Here is a 24,182-nt window from a genome sequence, read left to right on the forward strand (position 1 = left end):
CCAGCCAGGCGCAGCAGGCCTTTGTCGCGCCGTCCACTGAACTGCAACAACAAGTGGCGGCCATCTGGCAGGACGTGCTGCAACTGGAGCGCATCGGCCTCAACGACAACTTCTTCGAACTGGGCGGCCACTCCTTGCTGGCCGTCACCGTGGTTTCGCGCCTGCAACTGGAACTGGGCCTGAAGCTGACACCGCAATTGATTTTCCAGCACCCCGCGCTTGGCGATTTCGTCAGCCAGCTGGACGCCGCCGATGAGCAAGTCGATATGTTGAAACTGAGCAAGCTGGAATCCCTGCTTGATGAAATGGAGGAGGCTTGATGGATAGGAATGTCGCACTGAAGATTGCCAGGCGGTTTATTTGTCTGCCCCTGGAAAAGCGCACGCTCTATCTTGAAAAGATGCTCCAGGAAGGGGTTTCTCCCGCGAACCTGCCGATCCCGCAGACCCGCGAGGAATTCACCGCGATCCCGTTGTCGTTCGCTCAGGACCGGCAATGGTTTGTCTGGCAGATGGACCCGCACAGTGCGGCCTACAACATTCCGACCGCGCTGCAGTTGCGCGGCACCCTCGACGTGCCGGCGCTGGAGCGTGCGTTCAACGCCGTGATCGCCCGTCACGACAGCCTGCGCACCACCTTCGGTCAGGACGACGAGGGCGCTGTGCAGGTGATTCACGCGCAGCTGCCGCTGACCATTGCGGTGGATGCGCTGGATGTCGCGGCGGATCCGGCGCAACGCGAGCAGCAGATTCAGGCCTACATCAACGAACAGTTGCACCTTCCATTCGATTTGCAGACCGGCCCGCTGATGCGCGCCAGCCTGCTGCGTCTGGCGGATGACGACCATGTGCTGGCCGTCACCGTGCACCACATTGCGGCCGATGGCTGGTCGATGCGGGTCATGGTCGAAGAACTGGTGCAGTTGTATTCCGGTTATGCACAGGGGCGCGACGTCAGCCTCGCCGAATTGCCGATCCAGTACGCCGACTACGCCATCTGGCAGCGGCACTGGATGGAGGCGGGCGAGCGCGCGCGGCAGCTGGCTTACTGGCAGGAGCAACTGGGCACCGACCATTCGGTGCTGCAACTGCCGACCGATTTCCCTCGGCCGTCGGTGCAGAGCTTCCGTGGTCAGCGGCTCGACGTGACCCTCGACCATCAATTGGCTGCCGGTCTGAAAACCCTCGCCCAGCGCGAAGGCATGACCGTGTTCATGGTCTTGCTGGCCTCGTTTCAGGCCTTGTTGCACCGCTACAGCGGCCAGAACGAAATCAGCGTCGGCGTGCCCAACGCCAACCGCAACCGGGTCGAGACCGAGCGCCTGATCGGCTTCTTCGTCAACACCCAGGTGCTCAAGGCACGCATTGACCCGCAGGCGAGTTTTCGCAGCCTGCTGCAACAGGTCAAGCAATCGGCGATGGGCGCCCAGGCGCATCAGGAATTGCCGTTCGAACAATTGGTGGAAGCCCTGCAACCGGAACGCAGCCTGAGCCACAGCCCGCTGTTCCAGGTGATGTTCAACCACCAGAACCTCGCGACCGGCGAGCCCCAGCAAGGCGCGCGTCTGCCGGGGCTGCAAATCGATCCGCTGAGCATGGCCAGCCAGACCGCTCAGTTTGATCTGAGCCTGGACACCTTCGAGACCCCGCAAGGTCTCGGCGCACAGCTGACCTTCGCCACCGATCTGTTCAGCGCTGCAACCATCGAGCGCATGGCCGCGCATTGGCAGAACCTGCTGACAGCGGTTGTGGCCGACGCGAGTTGCTCGCTGGCCGAACTGGTGCTGCTCGACGCCGCAGAACGCGACGTGATTGTCGAAGGCTGGAACGCCACGGCCACTGAATACCCACTGTCGCGCAGCGTGCATTCGCTGATCGAAAACCAAGTACACGCCACCCCGGACGCCTTGGCGCTGGTGTTCGGCGAGCAACGTCTGACCTACGCCCAACTCAACGCTCGTGCCAACCAGTTGGCAGCGGTGTTGATCGAAAACGGTGTCGGCCCGGAAGTGCTGGTCGGCATCTCGGTCGAGCGCTCGCTGGAAATGGTCGTCGGCCTGTTGGCGATTCTCAAGGCCGGCGGTGCGTACCTGCCGCTGGATCCTGAATATCCGCAGGATCGTCTGGCCTACATGTTCGAGGACAGCGGCATTGCCTTGCTGCTGACCCAAAGCCATCTGCTGGCACAACTGCCGGTTCCGGCCGGGCTGCGCAGTCTGGTGCTGGATCAGGAAGGTGACTGGCTGGAAGGTCGCTGCGAGGCCAACCCGGAGCTGAACATTGACCCGGAAAACCTCGCCTACGTGATCTACACCTCCGGCTCGACCGGCAAACCGAAAGGTGCGGGCAACCGCCATTCGGCGCTGGTCAACCGCTTGTGCTGGATGCAGCAGGCTTACCAACTGACAGCCGATGACAGCGTGCTGCAAAAGACCCCGTTCAGTTTCGACGTGTCGGTATGGGAGTTCTTCTGGCCGTTGATGACCGGTTCTTCGTTGGTGGTCGCGGCTCCGGGCGCGCACCGTGATCCGGCGCAACTGATTCAGGTGATTACCGAGCAACGCATCACCACGCTGCACTTTGTGCCGTCGATGTTGCAGGCGTTCCTGCAAGATCCGGCGGTCGCGGAATGTACCAGCCTGACCCGGATTGTGTGCAGCGGTGAAGCCTTGCAGGTCGATGCGCAGCAGCAGGTGTTCGCTAAACTACCGAACGCCGAGTTGTTCAACCTCTACGGCCCGACCGAAGCGGCGATTGACGTGACCCACTGGACCTGCCGCGACGAAGGTCGCGACAGCGTGCCGATCGGTCAGCCGATTGCGAATCTGAGCACCTACATCCTCGACAACAGCCTGGCGCCATTGCCAGTCGGTGTGATCGGCGAGTTGTACCTGGGCGGCGAAGGCCTGGCCCGTGGTTACCACCGTCGTCCGTCGCTGACTGCCGAGCGCTTTGTCACCAGCCCGTTCGGTGACGGCCAACGCCTGTACCGCACCGGCGACCTGGCGCGCTATCGCGCCGACGGCGTGATCGAGTACGCCGGGCGTATGGACCATCAGGTGAAGATCCGTGGCCTGCGCATCGAACTGGGCGAAATCGAAGCGCGTCTGGCCGAACACGATGACGTGCGCGAAACCGTGGTCATCGCTCAGGACGGCTCGTTGCTGGTGGCCTACGTGGTGCCCGACGACGAAGCGCTGTTGAGTGCCGACGACGCCACGCGAAGTGCGAAAAACCTCGAACTCAAGGCACATCTGGGGCAGAGCCTGCCGGAATTCATGGTGCCGCAACACTGGGTCTGGCTGGAGAAAATGCCGGTCAGCCCCAACGGCAAACTCGAGCGCAAGGCGTTGCCGAAGTTTGATGCCAGCACCCTGCAAAACACCTTTGTGGCGCCGCAGACCGAGTTGCAAAAACACGTCGCAGCGATCTGGCAGGACGTGCTCAAGCTTGAGCGCGTCGGCCTGACCGACAACTTTTTCGAGCTGGGTGGGCATTCGCTGCTGGTGACCCAGGTGGTGTCGCGCATCCGCCGCACGCTGGATATTCAGGTGCCGCTGCGCACGCTGTTCGAACACAGCAGCCTGGAAGCGTTTGTCCGCGTCCTCGATGCCGATCAACAGACCACGCAAACCCTGATTCCGCAGGTCGGCCGCGAGCAACCGCTGGCGCTGTCCTACGCCCAGGAACGTCAATGGTTCCTGTGGCAGATGGACCCGCAAAGCGCCGCCTACAACATTCCCACCGCGCTGCGCCTGCGCGGCGAACTCGATCGTGCGGCGCTGGAGCAAAGCTTCCAGGCGCTGATCCAGCGCCACGAAAGCCTGCGCACGGCGTTTGTCGATACCGACGGGCGCGTGCAGCAAGTGATCCGGCCGAGCGGGCAGGTGGCGTTGCACGAGCAGATGCTGGCCAACGCCACGGATGAGCAGATCCAAGCCTTCGTCGAACAACAGACCCAGCAGGCGTTCGACCTGCTGGCAGGCGAGTTGCTGCGGGTGGCCTTGCTGCGCATCAGCGACACCGACCATGTGCTGGTCCTGACCCTGCACCACATCGTCTCCGATGGCTGGTCGATGCAGGTGATGATCGAAGACCTGATCGCCTGTTACGCGGCGTTCAGTCAGGGCCGCGCGGCCGAGTTGCCGGCGCTGGCGGTGCAGTACGCCGATTACGCGGTGTGGCAGCGCGAGTGGATGGACAACGGCGAGCGCGAACGCCAACTGACGTACTGGAAAAATCAATTGGGCAGCGAACAACCGCTGCTGGAAATGCCGGCCGACCACCCGCGTCCAGCCGTGCAGAGTTTCCGCGGTGCGCGCCTGAACGTGACCATCGAACCGGCGCTGGGTGACGCACTCAAGGCGCTGGCGCGGCGTGAAGGCGTGACCGTGTTCATGTTGCTGCTGGCTTCGTTCCAGACCCTGTTGCACCGTTACAGCGGTCAGTCGGACATTCGCGTCGGGGTGCCGATTGCCAACCGCAATCGTCTGGAAATCGAGCGACTGATCGGCTTCTTCGTCAACACCCAGGTGCTGCGGGCCGAGTTCGAACCGGCGCTGGATTTCGCCCGGTTGTTGCAGCAGGTCAAGCACACCGCGATTGCCGCGCAAATGCATCAGGACCTGCCGTTCGAGCAACTGGTCGATGCCTTGCAGCCTGAGCGCAATCTGAGCCACAGCCCGTTGTTCCAGGCGATGTTCAACCACCGCACCGAAGCCGAGTCCGATCTCGTCGCGCAATTGCCGGGGCTGAACCTGCAAAGCCTGAGCTGGGAACACCGGACCGCGCAGTTCGATCTGGCGCTGGACACCGGCGACAGCCCGGAAGGCCTGGATGCGTCCTTCACCTATGCCACCGATCTGTTCGAAGCGAGCAGCATCCAGCGCCTCGCCGGGCATTGGCTGAACCTGCTCAAAGCCGTCGTGGCTGACGCGAAGCGTCCGCTGGCCGAACTGGTGCTGCTCGACGCCGCAGAGCGCGAGCTAATTGTCAAAGGCTGGAACGCCACCGCCACCGAATACCCGCTGTCGCGCAGCGTGCATTCGCTGATCGAGGATCAGGTACGCGCCACCCCGGACGCCTTGGCGCTGGTGTTTGGTGAACAACGTCTGACTTACGCTCAGCTCAACGCTCGCGCCAATCAGTTGGCAGCGGTGTTGATCGAAAACGGTGTCGGCCCGGAAGTGCTGGTCGGCATCTCGGTCGAACGCTCGCTGGAAATGGTTGTCGGCCTGTTGGCGATTCTCAAGGCCGGTGGCGCCTATCTGCCGCTGGATCCTGAGTACCCGCAGGATCGTCTGGCCTACATGTTCGAGGACAGCGGTATTGCCTTGCTGCTGACGCAAAGTCATCTGCTGGCGCAACTGCCAGTTCCGGCCGGGCTGCGCAGCCTGGTGCTGGATCAGGAAGGCGATTGGCTCGAAGGTCGCAGCGAGGCCAACCCGGAGCTGGACATCGATCCGGAAAACCTCGCGTACGTGATCTATACCTCGGGCTCGACTGGCAAACCGAAAGGTGCGGGCAACCGCCATTCGGCGCTGGTCAACCGCTTGTGCTGGATGCAACAGGCTTACCAACTGACAGCCGATGACAGCGTGCTGCAAAAGACCCCGTTCAGCTTCGACGTGTCGGTATGGGAGTTCTTCTGGCCGTTGATGACCGGTTCTTCGTTGGTGGTCGCGGCTCCGGGCGCGCACCGTGATCCGGCGCAACTGATTCAGGTGATTACCGAGCAACGCATCACCACGCTGCACTTCGTGCCATCGATGTTGCAGGCGTTCCTGCAGGATCCGGCGGTGGCCGAGTGCACCAGCCTGACCCGGATTGTGTGCAGCGGTGAAGCGTTGCAGGTCGATGCGCAGCAGCAGGTGTTCGCCAAACTGCCGAACGCCGGGCTGTTCAACCTCTACGGCCCGACCGAAGCAGCCATCGACGTGACCCACTGGACCTGCCGCGACGAAGGCCGCGACAGCGTGCCGATCGGTCAGCCGATTGCGAATCTGAGCACTTACATCCTCGACAATAGCCTGGCGCCGTTGCCGGTCGGTGTGATCGGCGAACTGTATCTGGGCGGCGAAGGCCTGGCTCGTGGTTATCACTGTCGTCCGGCGTTGACCGCCGAACGTTTCGTCACCAGTCCGTTTGGTGACGGCCAGCGTCTGTACCGCACTGGTGACCTGGCGCGCTACCGCGCCGACGGCGTGATCGAGTACGCCGGGCGTATGGACCATCAGGTGAAGATCCGTGGCCTGCGTATCGAACTGGGCGAAATCGAAGCGCGTCTGGCTGAACACGATGATGTACGGGAAACCGTGGTCATCGCCCAGGACGGTTCGTTGCTGGTCGGCTATGTGGTGCCGAACGATGAATCCCTGCTTGAGGCGGACGATGATCGTCGTCAGGCCTTCCAGCGCCGTCTCAAGGAACACCTGAGCCAGAACCTGCCGGAATACATGATCCCGCAACACTGGCTGTTGCTGGCGAAGATGCCGGTCAGCCCCAACGGCAAACTCGAACGCAAGGCCCTGCCGAAGGCCGATCTGAGCGTCAGCCAGAAAGCCTACAGCGCGCCGACCAGCGAGATCGAGCAAGCGCTGGTGGCGATCTGGCAGAACGTGCTGGGCCTGGAGCAGGTGGGTATTCACGACAACTTCTTCGAGCTGGGCGGGGATTCGATCATCTCGATCCAGGTGGTCAGCCGCGCGCGTCAGGCCGGGATTCATTTCAGTCCCAAGGATCTGTTCCTGCACCAGAACGTGCAGAGTCTGGCAGCCGTGGCCAAGGTCGGTGTGGCCGGTCCGAGCATTGATCAGGGCCCGGTGACGGGCGACAGTCCGTTGCTGCCGTTCCAGCAATTGTTCTTCGACAGCGCCATGGCCGAGCCGCATCACTGGAACCAGTCGGTGTTGCTCAAACCGCGCGAAACGCTGGAGGCCGCCCACGTCGAACAAGCGTTGCAGGCGCTGCTGGTGCAGCACGATGCCTTGCGATTGGCGTTCAGCCAGCGTGACGGCCAGTGGTCTGCCACTCACCGTGCTCCGGGCGTCGAACCGCTGCTCTGGCAACACGCGGTGGCGGATGATGCCGCGCTGGAACAACTGGGCGAACAGGCGCAACGCAGCCTCGACCTGGAAAACGGCCCGTTGCTGCGGGCACTGTTGGCGACTCTGGCCGATGGCAGCCAGCGCTTGTTGTTGGTGATCCATCACCTGGCGGTCGACGGGGTGTCGTGGCGGATTCTGCTGGAAGACCTGCAACAGGCATATCAGCAGTTGCAGGCTGGTCAGGCACTCAAGTTGCCAGCCAAGACCAGCGCTGCGAAAACCTGGGCGCAACGTCTGCAAACCTACGCGGCCAGCCCGGCACTGCAAACGGAGCTGGGTTTCTGGCAGGCGCAGTTGCAAGGGGCGAATGTCGCGCTGCCGCTGGATCACGCTGACGGCGCGCTGCAAAACCGCTACGCCGCGAGCGTCGAAACCCGCCTCGACAAAGAGCAGACCCGCCAACTGCTGCAACAGGCACCGGCGGCGTATCGCACCCAGGTCAACGACCTGCTGCTGACCGCACTGGCGCGGGTCATTTCCCGCTGGACCGCCAGCGAATCAACCCTGATTCAGCTCGAAGGCCACGGCCGTGAAGACCTGTTCGATGAACTGGATCTGAGCCGCACCGTCGGCTGGTTCACCAGCCTGTTCCCGGTCCGGTTGACGCCGACTGGTGATCTCGCCGGTTCGATCAAGGCAGTCAAGGAGCAACTGCGCGGGATTCCGGCCAAAGGCATCGGTTTCGGTGCGCTGCGTTATCTGGGCGACGACGCAGCGCGTCAGACCCTGCAAGCGTTGCCGATGCCGCGCATCACCTTCAACTACCTGGGTCAGTTCGACGCCGGTTTCGCTGACGATGGCGGTGCACTGTTCAGTCCGGCCAACGAGCCGGCCGGCGCCGAGCAGAGCCCTTTGGCCGCGCTGGGTAACTGGCTGACCCTCAACGGTCAGGTGTATGGCGGTGAGTTGAGTGTCGGCTGGACGTTCAGTTCGCAGATGTTCGACACCGCGACCATTCAGGCGCTGGCCGATGCCTATGCGCAGGAACTGAAGGCGTTGCTGGAGCATTGCTGCCAAAGCGACAGCCACGGCGTAACGCCGTCGGACTTCCCGCTGGCGCACCTGACTCAGGTGCAGCTCGATTCGCTGGCACTGGCACCGCAACAGATCGAAGACATCTATCCACTGTCGCCGATGCAGCAGGGCATGTTGTTCCACACCCTGTACGAGCAACAGGCCGGCGATTACATCAATCAGATGTGCGTCGACGTTCAAGGCCTGGACATCGAACGCTTCCGTGCGGCATGGCAAGACGCGCTGGATGCCCACGATGTGCTGCGCAGCAGTTTTGTCTGGGACGGTGAATTCCAGCGTCCGGTGCAAGTCATCCACAAGCACCTGACCGTGCCGTTCAGCGTGCTCGACTGGCGTGACCGCGCGGACCTGCCACAGGCCATCGCCGCCCTGGCGCTGGCCGAACAGCAGCAAGGTTTCGAACTGGGCGCCGCGCCGTTGTTGCGTCTGCGGGTGGTGCGAACCGCTGCGGATGCCTGCCGCCTGATCTACACCAGCCATCACATCCTGATGGATGGCTGGAGCAATTCGCAGTTGCTCGGTGAAGTGCTGCAGCGCTACAGCGGTCAGCCACCGGCCGGTGGTGCGGGTCGTTATCGCGATTACATTCAGTGGCTGTCGCGACAGGACGCGCACGTCAGCGAAGCGTTCTGGAACGCGCAACTGGCCGGCCTGCAAGAGCCGACCCGACTGGCGCGCGCGTTTACCGCAGTGCAACCGGTCAAGGGCCATGGCGAGCGTTTCCATGTGCTGGACGAGGTGCGCACGCGACAGCTCAACGAGTTTGCCCGTGGCCACAAAGTCACCCTCAACACGCTGGTGCAAAGTGCCTGGCTGCTGCTGTTGCAACGTTTCACCGGGCTCGACACCGTCAGCTTCGGTGCGACGGTGTCCGGGCGTCCGGCGCAACTGGCCGGCGTCGAGCAGCAGATCGGCCTGTTCATCAACACCTTGCCGGTGATCGCCAGTCCGCGTGCCGAGCAAACGCTGAGTGCCTGGTTGCAACAGGTGCAGGCGCAGAACCTGGCACTGCGCGAGCAGGAACACACGCCGCTGTTCGAGATTCAGCGCTGGGCCGGGCAGGGCGGTGAAGCGCTGTTCGACAACATTCTGGTGTTCGAAAACTACCCGGTGTCCGAAGCGCTGCAACAAGGTGCGCCGCAGGATCTGCGTTTTGGTGAAGTGGCCAATCACGAACAGACCAACTACCCGCTGACCCTCGCGGTCAGCCTCGACGCACAACTGTCGCTGCACCTGAGTTTCGACCGCGAGCAGTTCGACGGACGTTCGGTCGAACAACTGGCGAGCCAGCTCGATCACCTGTTGCAGCAGATGGTGCAGGCACCGTCCTCGACCTGTCTCGGCGAATTGGCCCTGGCGGCCGGGCCGATGCTTACTGCCGTCGAAGCGCCGGCCAGCGAACATTGCGTGCATCAGTGGTTTGAACGGCAAGTGGCACAAACCCCGGACGCCATTGCCCTGATATTCGAAGACCGGCAACTGACTTACGCCGAGCTCAATGCGGCCGCCAACCGCGTGGCCCACGGCTTGTTGCAACACAACGTCGGCAGCGATGTGCTGGTGGGGATTGCGGTTGATCGTTCGATGGACATGATCATCAGCCTGTTGGCCGTGCTCAAGGCGGGTGGTGCCTACGTGCCGCTGGACCCTGGCTACCCGGCCGACCGTCTGCTGGCAATGATCGAAGACAGCGGCCTGCGGCTGATGCTCAGTCAGCAACACCTGCTGCAGCGACTGCCATCGGTGGTCGGTGTGCGCACGCTGACAGTGGACGGCGATGCATGGCCGTTGCTCGACAGCAACCCGTCACCCGTCGTGCACGGGCAGAGCCTGGCGTACGTGATGTTTACCTCCGGCTCGACCGGTCGCCCGAAAGGCGTGGGCATCAGCCACGAGACGCTGGCGCGGCACACCCGTGTGTCCGAAGCCTACAAAGGCCTGTCGGCCAGTGATCGGGTGCTGCAATTTGCGACGTTCAACTTCGACAGTTTTGTCGAGCAGGTCTACCCGGCGCTGGTCTGCGGCGCGGCGGTGGTGCTGCGTGGCAACGAGGTGTGGGACAGCGAAACCCTGTATCAGCAAATTATCGACCGGGACATCAGCATCGCCGACCTGACCACCGCGTACTGGAATGTGGTAGTTCAGGACTTCGCCGACCACGGCCCGCGCGACTACGGCCGTCTGCGCCAGATGGTGGTGGGCGGTGAAGTCATGCCGCCGCAAGGCATCGCGGCGTATCAGCGTGCAGGGCTTGAGCAGGTGCAACTGATCAACGCTTATGGCCCGACCGAAGCGACGGTCACCAGCACCGTGCTCGACTGCGTCGACTACGTGCAGGGCGGCCAACCGCTGCCGGCGGCATTGCCGATCGGTCACGGTCTGGCAGGGCGCACGATTCATATCCTCGACAGCGCCGGGCAGCCGGTGCCGCAAGGCGTAGTGGGCGAGTTGCTGATCGGTGGCGAGCTGTTGGCGCGGGGGTATTTCCAGCGTCCTGATCTGACGGCTGATCGCTTCCTGCCTGATCCGTTCAGTACGGTTGGCGGGCGGCTGTATCGCACCGGCGATCTGGCGCGGGTCAACGTCGACGGATTGATCGAATACGTAGGGCGTCTCGATCATCAGGTCAAGGTGCGTGGTTTCCGCATTGAACTGGGCGAGATCGAGACTTGCCTGTTGCGCCAGGACGGTGTGCGTCAGGCATTGGTGCTGGCGCAGCCGGGGGCAGGAGGTCAGCAACTGGTGGCTTACGTCGTGCCGCACGACGAATCACTGGCCAACAATGATGCAGCGCTGCTTCAAACACTGCGCGACGGGCTGAAAAACAGCCTGCCGGACTACATGCAACCAAGCCATGTCCTGCTGCTGACGCAATTGCCGATCGGCCCGAGCGGCAAGCTGGATCGCAAGGCCTTGCCACTGCCGGACAGCCAGGTGTCGAGCGAAGATTTCGTCGCACCACAGGGCCAACTGGAGCAACAGATCGCTCAGGTCTGGCAGGACGTGCTGGAGCGCGAGCAGATCGGGCGTAACGAGCACTTCTTCGAGGCCGGCGGTCATTCGTTGCTGGCAACCCAGGCTGTCTCGCGCTTGCGCAAAGTCACCGGTCTGACGCTCAGCCTGCGCGATCTGTTCGGCGCGCCGGTGCTCAAGGATCTGGCGGCGGTCATGCAGGCCAACGTCGGGGCGGAGCTGGCGGCGTTCGATTCACGTCAGGTCGAGCTCAAGGCTCATGGCGCGAAGAGCAGCGCGCCGTTGTCGCTGGTGCAGCGCCGCTTGTGGATTGCCGAGCAGTTGTCCGGCGGCACGTCCGCCTATGGCATGCCGATGGCGTTGCGTTTGCGCGGTGATTTGTCGGTGCAGCGCCTGCTGGCGAGTTTCGCCGAAGTGGTGCAGCGCCATGAAGTGTTGCGCACTGCCTACGTGCAAGACGATGAGGGCGATCCGATTGCCGTGATCGTCGATGAAGTCGAGCTGGATTTCCCACTGATCGATCTGTCCGGCCTGTCGCGCAGCGATCAGGAAGAACAGGTGGCGCAAGCCGTCCTCGACAACGCCAACACGCCGATCGACATGGAGCAGGCGCCGCTGTTGCGCGGCCGCATCCTGCACCTGAGCCCGGGCGAACATGTGTTGCTGTATTCGATGCACCACATCATTTCCGATGGTTGGTCGATGGGTGTTTTGATCAACGAACTGGTGGAAATCTACGACCGCGCCAGCATCGGCGAACCGCATGCCTTGCCGGCACTGGCCGTGCAGTATTCGGACTTTGCCCTGTGGCAACAGGCGCTGGAACAGCAAGGCGTGCTCGGGCAGCAGGCGACGTTCTGGAAAGAGCAACTGGCCGGCTACAACGGCCAGCTCAGCCTGCCGCTGGACAACCCGCGCGGCTTGACGCCGTCCTACGCTGGCGACGCGGTGCAGTTTGCCCTCGGCGCTCAGTTGAGCCGCGACGTCCGGGCGCTGGCTTCACGGGCCGGTGTCACGCTGTACAGCACGTTGCTGGCGTCGTTCCAGGTATTGCTGCACCGGGTCAGTGAAGGCGCCGACGTGTTGGTCGGTGCCGACGTGGCCGGGCGTGAGCGGGCGGAGCTGGAGCGCTTGATCGGCTTCTTCGTCAACGTGCTGCCGCTGCGTTCGCGGTTTGCGAGTGAGGCCTCGTTCAGCGGGTTCCTGACGCAGACCCAGGACACGCTGCTGCAAGCGCTGGAGCATCAGGACCTGCCGTTCGACATGATCGTCGATGCGTCGGGCGTGCCCCGTCACAAGGGCATGAACCCGCTGGTACAGGTGCTGTTCGTGATGAACAACCTGCCGGGCCGCACCCAGGCCATGGGCGGTTTGAGCGTCGAAGCGCTGCCGTCGCTGGAGACCCATTCTAAATTCGACATGGCATTGTTCGTTGACGAAGAAGAAGGGCAATTGCTGGGTAATTGGCAATTCGCCACAAGCTTGTTCGGACATGAGCGCATTCAGTACCTGGTCAAGGCCTGGATAGCCCTGTTGGAACAGATCGTCGCTGATCAGGACATTCAATTGGGAGCTATCAGCATGCCAGTCGACAATTTAGCAGCGGCCACCCGGCCGTCTGCCCCCGGACCCAAGGCCGACAAACTGGGCAAATTCCTCAAGCGCGGCGCCGCCCCGGTGGCCAAGGCACGCCCGGCGCCGGTGCGTGAATCGTTGATGGCGGCGCCACAACCGTTCCCGCTGCTGGTGGAACCGAACGAGCCGCAACTGGACCTGATCGAGTGGATCAAGAACAACCGGCCGCTGATTGAAACGAAGCTGGCCACCCACGCCGGCATCCTGTTCCGCGGTTTCGAACTCGACGGCATTCAGGGCTTTGAAGCTTTCGCCGAAGCGATCCAGCCCGGTCTGTACGGCCAGTACGGCGATCTGCCGAAGAAAGAGGGCGGCAAGAACACCTACCGCTCCACGCCGTACCCGGAACGCAAGATGATTCTGTTCCACAACGAGAGTTCCCATCAGGACCGCTGGCCGCGCAAGCAGATGTTCTATTGCGAAGTGGCGGCACCGGTTGGCGGCGCGACGCCAGTGGTGGATTGCCGCTTGATGTACGAAAAACTGCCGGCGGATCTGCGCGACAAGTTCGAGGAAAAGGGCCTGCTGTATGTACGCACCTTCACCGACAAACTGGACGTGTCGTGGCAGCACTTCTTCAAGACCGAAGACCGCGCCGAAGTCGAGGCCCGTTGCCGGGCTGGCGGTATCGAATGGCGCTGGCTGGACAACGACGAACTGCAAACCCGCACCCCGGGCCCGGCGATCATTCGCCACCCGGTGACCGGTGCCAAATCGTTCTTCAACCAGGTGCAACTGCACCACATCTACTGGCTGGAACCGGATGTGCGTGAAGACCTGTTGTCGATGTTCGGTCTGGAGCGCATGCCGCGCCACGTTTACTACGGGGACGGCACGCCGATCGAAGACGAGGTGATGCAGCGCATCGGCGAGCTCTACGAAGCGTGCGCCGTGCGGTTCGACTGGCAGAAGGGCGACGCCATTCTGCTCGACAACATGTTGGTGGCGCATGCCCGCGATCCATTCGAAGGTCCGCGCAAGATTGTCGTCGCCATGGGTGACATGTTCGACCACAGCGACTTGCAAGGCGCCCGTGGCGAGCCGGTTCGCGCAACCGAAGGAACAGAGGCATGAACGAGGTGGTGATGGAACAACAGGACGTGGGGCAGGCGTTGACCCCCGAGCAGCAGATGCTCTGCGATCAACTGCCGGGTGCCGCGTGCTGGGCTGATGCCGCGCGTTTCTTGCGTATCGATATGGCTGGCGAGCTCGACGTGGCCCGCCTGCAAGCGGCCTTCGACCAGGTGCTGGCGCAGCAACCGATGTTGCTGGCCCGGTTGGCCAAGGCCCCGGGTTTTCATGGTCTGCGCCAGTTCACTGACGTCGCCGAGCGCTTCCCGCTGACGGTGCAAAACGCACCGGCCAGCGAAGCCGAGATTCAGGCGCAATTGACCGAATGGGCGCAGCGCGCCTTTGTGCCCGGCGAATCGGCCGGTGTGCAAGCGGTGTTGTACGCGCTGCCCGAACAGCGTTGGGCGCTGGTGCTGGGCGCGGCCCGTCACAGCCTGGACGACAACGCACTGACGCTGGTTTATCAGCAGTTGCTGCGCGCGTATGAACAGTCTGAATGGCCTGAAGACGAAGAGGCGGGCGAGTTCGGTCAGTACCTGGAATGGCGCAGCGAAGTGATCCTCGACGAGGATGCCGCAACCGCCCGGGCGTATTGGCAGGCACAGCTCAATGGCGTCGATGCGAGCCTGTCGACGCCTTGGCTGGCGGCACGCGAATCCACGGTGTCGGGCGCTGATTCGGCGAGCCTCAATAAGCCACTCGACGCTTCATTGATCGTGGGGCTTGAGCGTCTGGCGCAGACCGTTGCACAACCGGTTGCGGTGCTGATGCAAAGCGCCTGGTGGCTGTTGCTGGCGCGTTTGAGCGGTCGCGACGAAGTGCTGATGGGCTGGCGCCACGATGGTCGTGAAGACTATGAGTATTTCTCCGGCGCAATCGGCGTGTTCGAGAAAACCCTGCCGCTGAATCTGCCTGTGGATGCCGAACAGTCATTCACGCAATGGCTGCCGACAGTCGCCGCGCGCCTGGAAGAACATCGTCTCTGGCAGGAATACTGGGCCCCTGAACTTCAACCGGCAGCTGCACGTTCGGCCTATGGTTTTGCGCTGCTCCGTCAGGCACAGCCAGTGGCGATCGGCGCGACCCGCTGCACGGCGCAACGGGTGGAGACCGGGCGCGGTGGCGTGTTCGAGTTGCTGTTGCAAGTGCAGTTGAACGCGGAAAACGCGGCCAGCGCGGTGGCGCTGGAATATGCCGCGCAGCGTTACAGCGCGGCGTCGATGCAAGTGCTGCTGGATCAATACGTCGCGCTGCTGGGCCAGATCGTGGCCGACGCACATGCGCCGTTGAATGCGATCAGCCTGCTGACCGAGGCCGAGCGTCAGCGTTTGCTGTCGATCAATCCGTCGGCACGTTCCTGGGCTGACACCCCTTTGCTGCCGCAACGCATCGCCGAATGGGCGCAGTCCACGCCAGAAGCGTTGGCACTGACCGATGAGGCCGGCAGTCTGAATTACGCTCAGTTGCAGGCGCAGGTCGAGCGACTGGCGGCGGGCTTGCATGCCGAAGGCGTGGGCCGTGATTCGATCGTCGCGCTGGCTTTGCCGCGTTCGGCGGCGCTGGTGGTGGCGATGCTCGCGATCTGGCGAGTGGGCGCAGCGTATCTGCCGCTGGATCGCCAATGGCCGCTGGCACGTCAGCAACTGATGCTCGAACAAGCGCGTGCCGGCCTGTTGCTGACCGACGCCACGCAGATCGCTGAATGGCACGACAGTGCGCTGCCGGTGCGTTCAATCGATCAATTGCTGGCAGCAGAAGCTGTGCCAGCTCCGACCCATGAAACCCAGGGCCGCGATCTCGCCTACGTGCTGTTCACTTCGGGTTCTACCGGCACGCCAAAAGGCGTGTTGATCGAACACCAGCATCTGCTCAACTACACCGCCAGTGTCAGCTCGGCGCTGGGGCTGGACGGTCACCGGCACTTCGGTCTGACTTCCACGGTGGCGGCGGATCTGGGCAATACCACGTTGTTCGGTGCGCTGTTCAACGGGGCGGCGCTGCACGTGGCCAGCGATGAACAGATGCAAGACGCACAGGCATTCGCCGGTTTTCTGAAAGAGCATGCCGTCGACTGCCTGAAAATCGTCCCGTCGCATCTGGCGGCGTTACTCGACAGCGATACCCCGCGTTTGCCGCGAACTCTGGTGCTGGGCGGGGAGGCCATCGCCGCGCCGCTGATCCAGCGCATCGCGCAAGTGCGCAGCGACTGTCAGGTGTTCAACCACTACGGCCCGACCGAAACCACGGTCGGCGTGATGGTGCACAAGGTTGCGCCGGGGCAGGGCGCCGGTCTGCTGAGCCAGGTGCTCGCCAACAATCAGGTGTACGTGCTCGACGCGCAGCAGCAATTGGCGCCGGTCGGTGTCGTCGGCGAGTTGTATGTCGGCGGTGCGCAGCTGTTCCGCGGCTACGTCAATGTCGAAGCCGAGGCGGGACTGTTGATCGACAACCCGTTCATCAACGGCGAACGCCTGTATCGTACCGGCGATCTTGCGCGCTATTTGCCTGAAGGCGCGATTGTCCTGCACGGGCGGCGCGATCATCAGATCAAGGTGCGCGGTTTCCGCATCGAGCTGACGGAAGTCGAGGCGCAATTGCTGCGCCTGCCATCCGTGCAGGAAGCGGTGGTGATTGCCGGGGACAGCCCTGAGCAAGGCTTGCAGGCGTTTGTCGTGGCGCGTGAATCGCTGGCGGCGGACAGCCTGCGTGAGCAACTGGCGCAGCAACTGCCGGCGGTGATGGTGCCGCAGCAGATTCGCTTCATCGAGCGCTTGCCACGGCTGGCCAACGGCAAGATCGACCGCAAGGCCTTGCAGCAACTGGCCGATCAGGGTGTCGACGACGATTACGTCGCGCCGCGAGACGCCCTGGAAACCTTGCTGGCCGGGCGCATGGCGCAGTTGCTCGGGCAGGATCGCCTGAGCGTCGAACGCGACTTTTTTGCCGCCGGTGGCCATTCGTTGCTGGTGATCAAACTGGTCGCGGGTATTCGCAAGCTGTTGCAGTGCGAAATCCACCCGGGCGTGGTCTTCGACCATCCAACCGTGGCTGGGCTTGCGCAAGCGTTGCGCGATCAGGAAGCGAGTCCGGGGCAACTGGACAAACTGGCTCAGGCGCGGGTGCGTCTTGAATCGATGAGTCCCGAGGAAAAAGCCCTGCTGACCGAAAAGGCCCGGCAACTGCAAGCCGCCAAGGTGGCTCAGGACGTTTAACCGTCCGCCCAGGAAAAACCGTCGCCCCAGTGCGACGGTTTTTTTTAATTTATTTCACAAATGATAAACAAACGCATTCCGGTTTTTCCGGTCTGCACCGTCTTACTAACGTAAGCGCGTGAAATGACTCGAAAAAGGGCCTTTTCAGTCAGGTTTTCACGCGGCAACAAACGGATTTCTTACGCAACCCATGACCGGCTCGCGCCACTGCGCGGGCGACTGCTGCCCGGGGAGGGGCCAGTCGATCGATTCACATGATTGAACGATCCCGGAGCGCGGGTATGCATTTCGAGGGGCGCTCGGCGGCCCGCAGGCTTTTCCACTTCGACCAATAATAGAGAGCACAATGTCCGCAATTCACGAATTGAAACCCCTGTTCAAGGCCCTGGTGATTTCCCGAACGTTGCGCTCGCGCTCTGTACTGGCGGGGATGGGCATGGCGTGCCTGCTGCCGCTCAGTGCTCAGGTCCAGGCCGAAGACAAAGCCTTCAATATCGCGGCACAGTCCCTGCCACAGGCGCTGCAAGCGTTTGGCGAGCAGAGCAACATGCAGGTCATCTACAGCGCCGATGATCTGGCGGGCCTCAAGAGCTTTGCAGTCAAAGGCAACATGACCCCGGAGTCGGCCATCGGCCAGCTCCTGCGCGGCACCGATGTGCGTTTCACCGTGGAAGGCAACACCCTGATGCTGGTGCGCAGTGGCAGCGCCAAAGGTCTGGAACTGGGTGCCACCACCATTAACGCCACCGCGCTGGGCACCACCACCGAAGGCACCAATTCCTACACCACCGGTGCCGTGACCATCGGCAAGGGCCAGCAGAAACTCAAGGACATCCCGCAGTCGGTCAGCGTCCTGACCCGCAAGCGCATGGATGACCAGAACATCAGCAACCTGACCCAGGCCGTCGAAGCCACCACCGGCCTGACCGCGCTGAAGTCGCCAGGCCCGGGTATCTTCATTTACTCCCGTGGTTTCGACATCGAAGCGATCCAGTACGACGGCGTGCCGATCCCGCGCAACGTGTATGCGCTGGGCAGCTACATCACCGAAAACATGGCGATCTACGACCGCATGGAAGTGATCCGTGGCGCGGCCGGCCTGCTGCAAGGCGCGAACAGCCCGGGCGGCGCGATCAACATGGTGCGCAAGCGCGGCCAGGCCGAACCGACCGTGACCCTCACTGCCAAGGCGGGTAGTTGGGATCGTTATGGCTCCCAGGCTGACGTCGGTGGTCCGCTGAACGATGCCGGCACCATCCGTGGTCGTGCAGTGGTCAACTATGAAAAAGACCACTCGTTCACCGACTACGCCTGGAACTGGGAACAGACCGTGTACGGCGCCCTGGATTTCGACCTGGACGAAGACACCGTGCTCGGCATCGGTTTCAGCAACAAGAAGAGCCACGGCCGTCCGTACCTGCTGGGCCTGCCGCGCTACGCCGACGCGAGCAACATCAACCTGCCGCGCTCGACCTACACCGGTGCGACCTGGAACCGTTCGATGAACGACCAGACCGCCGTGTACGCCGACCTTGAACACCACTTCAACGACAGCTGGAAAGTCAAAGCGTCGGCCATCGCCATGAACGAATCGAACGAGGCGACTTATCAGTTCGTTGCCGGCGTGGTTCCGGTGGGCGGCAGCACCGGCCCACGTTTCTCCGATTACTCGACTGACTTCGCGAACAAGAACCGTGCGTTCGACATCTACCTCGACGGTCAGTTTGAAGGCTTCGGCTTCAAGCAAGGCCTGACCGTCGGTGCGAACTACTCCAAGTTCACCAGCGATGACCAATACGCTCGCCAGTTCACGCCGGGCGTAGACATTTTCGACATCGATCACAACCGTCCGCAGAAGTCGTTCGACATGATCGCCGACGCCGCCAACCTGGCCGTTAGCACCTACGATGTTCGCCAGAAAGGCCTCTACGGCAGCTGGAAAATCAACCTGACCGACCCGCTGACCCTGATCCTCGGCGCGCGTACCAGCTGGTATGACTTCTCCTTCGACCAGGACAACTACTTCGCCCGCGAACTGCAGGAAGGTGGCGAGAAGAACTCGATCAAGAGCACCGGCCGTGTAACGCCTTACGTCGGCATGGTGTATGCGCTGAACGAGCAGTGGTCTGCTTACGGCAGCGTTGCCGAAGTGTTCATTCCACAAACCCAGCTGACCAAAGAGAAGACCGCGCTCAAGCCGATCGAAGGCACCAACTACGAGCTGGGTATCAAGGGCGAGCTGATGGATGGCCGCTTCAATACCTCCCTGGCGTTGTTCCGCTACATCCAGAAGAACCGCGCCGTGTCTGACCTGACCACCGACATCGAAGGACCGGAAGCCTGCAACGGCTGGTACTGCTCGACGGCGTCGGGCAAGGTTCGCAGCCAGGGCCTGGAAGCGGAAATCGCCGGTGAACTGTTCGATGGCATGCAGATCTCCAGCGGTTATACCTACAACACCACCAAGTTCCTCGAAGACACCGACCTCAAGGGCAAGCGTTTCGCCACCGGTACGCCGATGCACATGTTCCGCCTGTGGGGCGACTACACCCTGCCGGGTGACTTCCACAAGGTCAGCGTCGGTGCCGGCGTGAATGCCCAGAGCAGCACGGTCAGCTTCGACCGCAGCTTCGATCTGCCGGGCTTTGCCATCTGGGGTTCGCGCGTTGCCTACCAGGCCACCGACGAGGTCAACCTGGCCGTCAACCTGAACAACATGTTCGACAAGCGCTACATCATTCCGGCCTTCGCCCAGATCAACAGCAACAGTTACTACGGCGACCCGCGTAACGTGATGTTCAGCGTGACGTACAAACCGCAGTTCTGATCCACCGGTAATACCCGAACCCGGCCTGCCATTGCAGGTCGGGTTTTTTATTGCCCTGAATAAATCGGCGGTGTCTGGCTTCAGCGGCGGATGAACGAAAGGCCCTCCAAAGAAAAGCCCCGTCAATCAAGGATTGACGGGGCTTTTGGGTCTTGCGCGGAGGGCTCAGCGCACTCGACTGTTGCTCAGGAACGTATCGATCAGGGGTTCAAGCAATTCATCCTGAAAGATCATGCTGCGGTGTTCCAGCGGTGACAGCTGCGAGCAGTTCAGTTCGCCCGATTGGCTGTAGCGCTGGATCAGCGCCTGGCTGAAAGCCAGTTCCTCTGCGGTTTTTTCCGGCACCGCCCACCAGCAACTCGGTTTGACCCGCAGTGGCTTGAAGGTGAAGGCGTCGAAGGCTTCCACCAGACGCTCATGCACCGAGAACGCCTGGGCATTCATGACTTCACTCTTGATGTTCTGCACGGTGGCCAGCAAGTCACCTTGCCCCGGTTCGACCTGACCCGCCGCCCAGTCATAGAAGTCTTTGACGCTGCCATGCGGCGACGTTTGCAGGTAGGCGGTGGTGCGCAGCGCCAGGGTCGGGAACAGCAGGTTGAAGTAGTGCACGGCGTCGAGCACTTCTTCCGAGGTGACGCCGAGCGCTTCGTCGTCCGCTCGCTGGAAGCGTGGCAGGTCGGCAGGGAAGGCCGAAGCCGGCACGGTGCCGTCGACCAGCCCCAGGAACGCCACTTCATGACCCTGAGACTCCAGTGTCGCGGCCACGTCCATGGCCAGCGGGCCACCCAGTGACCAACCCATCAGGTGATAAGGCCCCTGCGGCTGGGTGTCGACGATTTCACGGCTGTAGTCGGCGATCATCTCCGACCAGGTTTGCGCGTCGTTGTGTTGCTGCGAGAAGCCGCGATGCATCACGCCGTAGACTTTCGCCCGGTTGTTCAAGCGTTTGGCCAGTGGCTGATAGCAGAACACGATACCGCCGCTGGGGTGCAGGCAGAACAGTGCCGGTGCGTCGGCCGGTGCGTTGTTGAGTTCGACCACACACTGCGCGGTTGCGAAATGCTGGCGGGCGACGAAAGCGGAAAGCTCAGCGATGGTCGGGTGGGCCAGCAACTCTTGCAGGCGCACTTCGATATCGAGCTGTGCCTTGAGCTGGGCGATCAACTGGATCGCGAGAATCGAATGGCCGCCCAACTCGAAGAAGTTGTCGGTGATCCCCACGCGCTCGATGTTCAACGACTGCTGCCAAAGACTGGCCAGCGCTTCTTCCAGCGGATTGCCCGGCGCCACGTAGGTTCGTTGCCAGAGGCTGGCATCCGGCTCCGGCAGGGCTTTGCGGTCGAGTTTGCCGTTGGCGTTCAACGGGAAGCGCTCAAGGAACAACAGGTGCGCAGGCACCATGTAATCGGGCAATTGCGCCCGCAGAGCAGCGATCAGGGTGTCGCGCAGTTCCGTCGAATCCGCAGCGATGATGTAGGCCACCAATTGCAGGCCGCTCGGGCCGTCGTGGGTGAGCACCGCGCAATCCTGCACCTGCGGCTGATCGAGCAGACGCGCTTCGATCTCGCCCAGTTCGATGCGGAAACCACGGATTTTTACTTGATGGTCAATTCGCCCGACGTATTCGATGCTGCCGTCGTTGCAGTATTTCGCCAGGTCGCCGGTACGGTACAGACGCCCACCCGGAACGCTGTCGAACGGGTCGGGGATGAAGCGCGTGGCGGTCAAGTCGGTGCGGTTCAGGTAACCCCGGGCCAGCCCGGCGCGACCGATGTACAGCTCGCCGGTGCAGCCTTTGGCGACCGGGTTGAGGCCTTCATCCAGCAGGTACCAGGACAGGTCGGCAATCGGCACGCCGATGGGGCTGGCGGACTCGGCATTCAGGTCGGCCAGCGATAGCGGCCGGTAGGTGACGTGAACGGTGGTTTCGGTGATGCCGTACATGTTGATCAGTTGCGGGGCCTGATCGCCGAAACGTTCGAACCAGGGGCGCAGGCTTTTCACCTCGATCGCCTCACCGCCGAAAATCACGTAGCGCAGTTGCTGGGTCAACGGCTGGTCGGCTTCGCAGGCGACTTTCATCAGTTGTTTGAACGCCGACGGCGTCTGGTTCAGCACGCTGACTTTTTCCTCGCAGAGCAGCGTGTAGACGTCTTGCGGCGAACGGCTGACGGCGTGGGGCACGATCACCAGGCGACCGCCGTACAGCAGCGCGCCAAAAATCTCCCAGACCGAGAAGTCAAAGGCATAGGAGTGGAACAGGCTCCAGACATCGTTCTGATCGAAGCCGAACCAACCGCTGGTGGCTTCGAACAGGCGCACCACGTTGTGATGCGCGAGCAGGGCGCCCTTGGGTTTGCCGGTCGAGCCGGAGGTGTAGATCACGTACGCCAGATTGTCCGGCTGCACGGCGACGTCGGGGTTGTGTTCGGCGGCGTCGCTCAGGTTCGTGGCGTCGTCGAGCAGCACGCAGCGCACGTGGGCCGGCAATGGCAATTGTTCACGCAGATGGGACTGGGTCAGCACCCAGTCGATGCGGCTGTCTTCGATCATGTAGGCCAGACGATCAGCCGGGTAGGCCGGGTCCAGTGGCACATAGGCGCCGCCGGCCTTGAGAATCGCCAGCAAGCCGATCAGCATCTGCGGCGAGCGCTCGGCGGCGATGCCCACCAGCACGTCCGGGCCGACACCGTTGGCGATCAAACGGTGGGCCAGACGGTTGGCCTGGCGGTTGAGCTCGGCGTAACTGACCTGTTGTTCGCCGAAGGTCAGGGCGATGGCGGCGCCATTGCGGGCGACCTGCGCTTCGATCAACTGGTGCAGGCACAGCGACGGGGCGATTCGGGTCTGCTGCGGGTTCCATTCGGCGAGGGTCTGCCGATGCTCTTCGGCATCAAGCAATTGCAACTCGTCCAGGCGCAGGTCGGGGCGGGCGATCAGTTGCAGCAGCAATTGCTGCCAGTGCCGGGCCATGCGCTCGATGGTGGTGGGGGTGTAGAGGTCGCGGCTGTATTCGAAGGTGGCTTGCAGGTTCTGCGGGCTGAAGTCGATGTCCAGCGACAGGTCGAACTTGGCCTGGCTTTCGCCGGCATCGAGAAATTGCAGGTTCAGCCCGCCCCATTCCACGGCCGCCGGCTCGCCGCCGCCCGTGCGCCAGTTGAACAACACCTGGAACAGCGGATTGAGCGATGTTGCACTGCCGCGTTGCAGTTGATCGAACAACAACTCCAGCGGGTAATCGGCGTGCTCCAACGTTGCCAGCGAATGCGCGCGCAAGGCGTTCAGGAAGTCCCACGCCGGTTGCTGGCCGTCGAGCGTCGCCTTGTACACCTGACTGCTGACAAAAAAGCCCACCAGTTCCTGGCTGTCACTGCGGTTGCGGCTGGCGTTGGGCACGCCGACGGTGAATTCGCGCTGCTGGCTGTAGCGGCCGAGCAGCAGTTGCCAGGCACCCATCGCCAGCACGAACGGGGTCAGGCCTTCGTTCTGGCAGAAGCGGTTGAGGGCTTGCAGCGCTGCGGGCGCAAGGCTCAGGGAATGACGCCCGGCCAGGTGTTGCTGGCCTTCGGCACGGGCATGATCCACCGGCAGTTCAAGCACTGGCAGTTCGCGGCCCAGATACTGACGCCAGTAATGGTCGGCGCGCTTGCAGGCCACGCCGTCGAGGTACTCGCTGCGTTGCCATTGCGCGTAGTCGCTGTACTGGATCGGCAACTCGCTCAGTACCGGGCTGAGGCCGGCGCTGGCCTGCGCATAGGCGCGCGCCAGATCCTGCATGAGGATTGCGTTGGACCAGGCGTCGGACACGATGTGGTGCATGTTCAGCAGCAATACATGTTCACGCTCGGCGGTCTTGACCAGGGTGGTGCGGATCAGCGGTGCGCGACTCAGGTCGAACGGTTGCAGGGCCTGGGTTTGCAGGCGTTGTTCCAGGTGCAGGCGACGGGAGTCCTCATCCAGTGAGGAAAGGTCCTGGCGCTTGAGGTTCAGGCGTGTCTGGCGCTCGACCACCTGGGTCGGCACGCCGTCGATTTCGCGAAAGGCAGTGCGCAGGATGTCGTGGCGGTCGATCACTGCGTTGAGCGCGGTTTCCAACGCCTGCGGATCGAGGTCACCGTCCAGGCGCAGGGCGCGCGGCAAGTTGTAGGCGGCATTCGCCGGTGCCTGTTGCTGCACCAGCCACAGGCGCTGCTGGGCGTACGACAGCGGCGCCCGATCGAGGCGCGCGCGGCGGGTGGCGACCGGGTCTGGCTCGACGGCGTCGGCATCGGCCAACAGCAGCGCCAGCAGGTCATCATCAAGAAGTTCGTTCATGGCTTTC

Annotated in this window: 5 protein-coding genes (1 of these 5 only partly in view); 4 read left to right on the forward strand and 1 reads right to left on the reverse strand. The window is 62.6% G+C overall.

What is annotated here, in order from left to right; translation table 11 throughout:
• From AC07VV_RS24910 to AC07VV_RS24925, 4 genes are all read left to right on the forward strand, one after another.
• Positions 1 to 320: the final stretch of a non-ribosomal peptide synthase/polyketide synthase gene (locus AC07VV_RS24910; RefSeq protein ID WP_495037749.1), read on the forward strand. It extends 16,645 nt beyond the left edge of the window; only the last 320 of its 16,965 coding nucleotides appear in the window; its start codon lies beyond the left edge, outside the window; the stop codon is at positions 318 to 320.
• Positions 320 to 13,822: a non-ribosomal peptide synthase/polyketide synthase gene (locus AC07VV_RS24915; RefSeq protein ID WP_495037750.1), complete on the forward strand. Its 13,503-nt coding sequence runs from the start codon at positions 320 to 322 to the stop codon at positions 13,820 to 13,822. Before AC07VV_RS24910 ends, AC07VV_RS24915 begins: the two co-directional genes overlap by 1 nt.
• Entirely contained in the window at positions 13,819 to 17,031 is a 3,213-nt protein-coding gene (locus AC07VV_RS24920; protein ID WP_495037751.1) for a non-ribosomal peptide synthetase, read from the forward strand. Before AC07VV_RS24915 ends, AC07VV_RS24920 begins: the two co-directional genes overlap by 4 nt.
• A 346-nt stretch (positions 17,032 to 17,377) precedes the next feature.
• Positions 17,378 to 19,858: a TonB-dependent siderophore receptor gene (locus AC07VV_RS24925; protein ID WP_495037752.1), complete on the forward strand. Its 2,481-nt coding sequence runs from the start codon at positions 17,378 to 17,380 to the stop codon at positions 19,856 to 19,858.
• Between the two features lie 165 nt (positions 19,859 to 20,023).
• Here AC07VV_RS24925 and AC07VV_RS24930 read toward each other — a convergent pair whose 3' ends face one another.
• On the reverse strand, positions 20,024 to 24,175 hold the full coding sequence (locus tag AC07VV_RS24930; RefSeq protein WP_495037753.1) for an amino acid adenylation domain-containing protein: 4,152 nt from the start codon (positions 24,173 to 24,175) through the stop codon (positions 20,024 to 20,026).
• Positions 24,176 to 24,182 lie beyond the last annotated feature (7 nt).

This window comes from Pseudomonas sp. GW821-FHT02C04 (genome assembly GCF_059421845.1).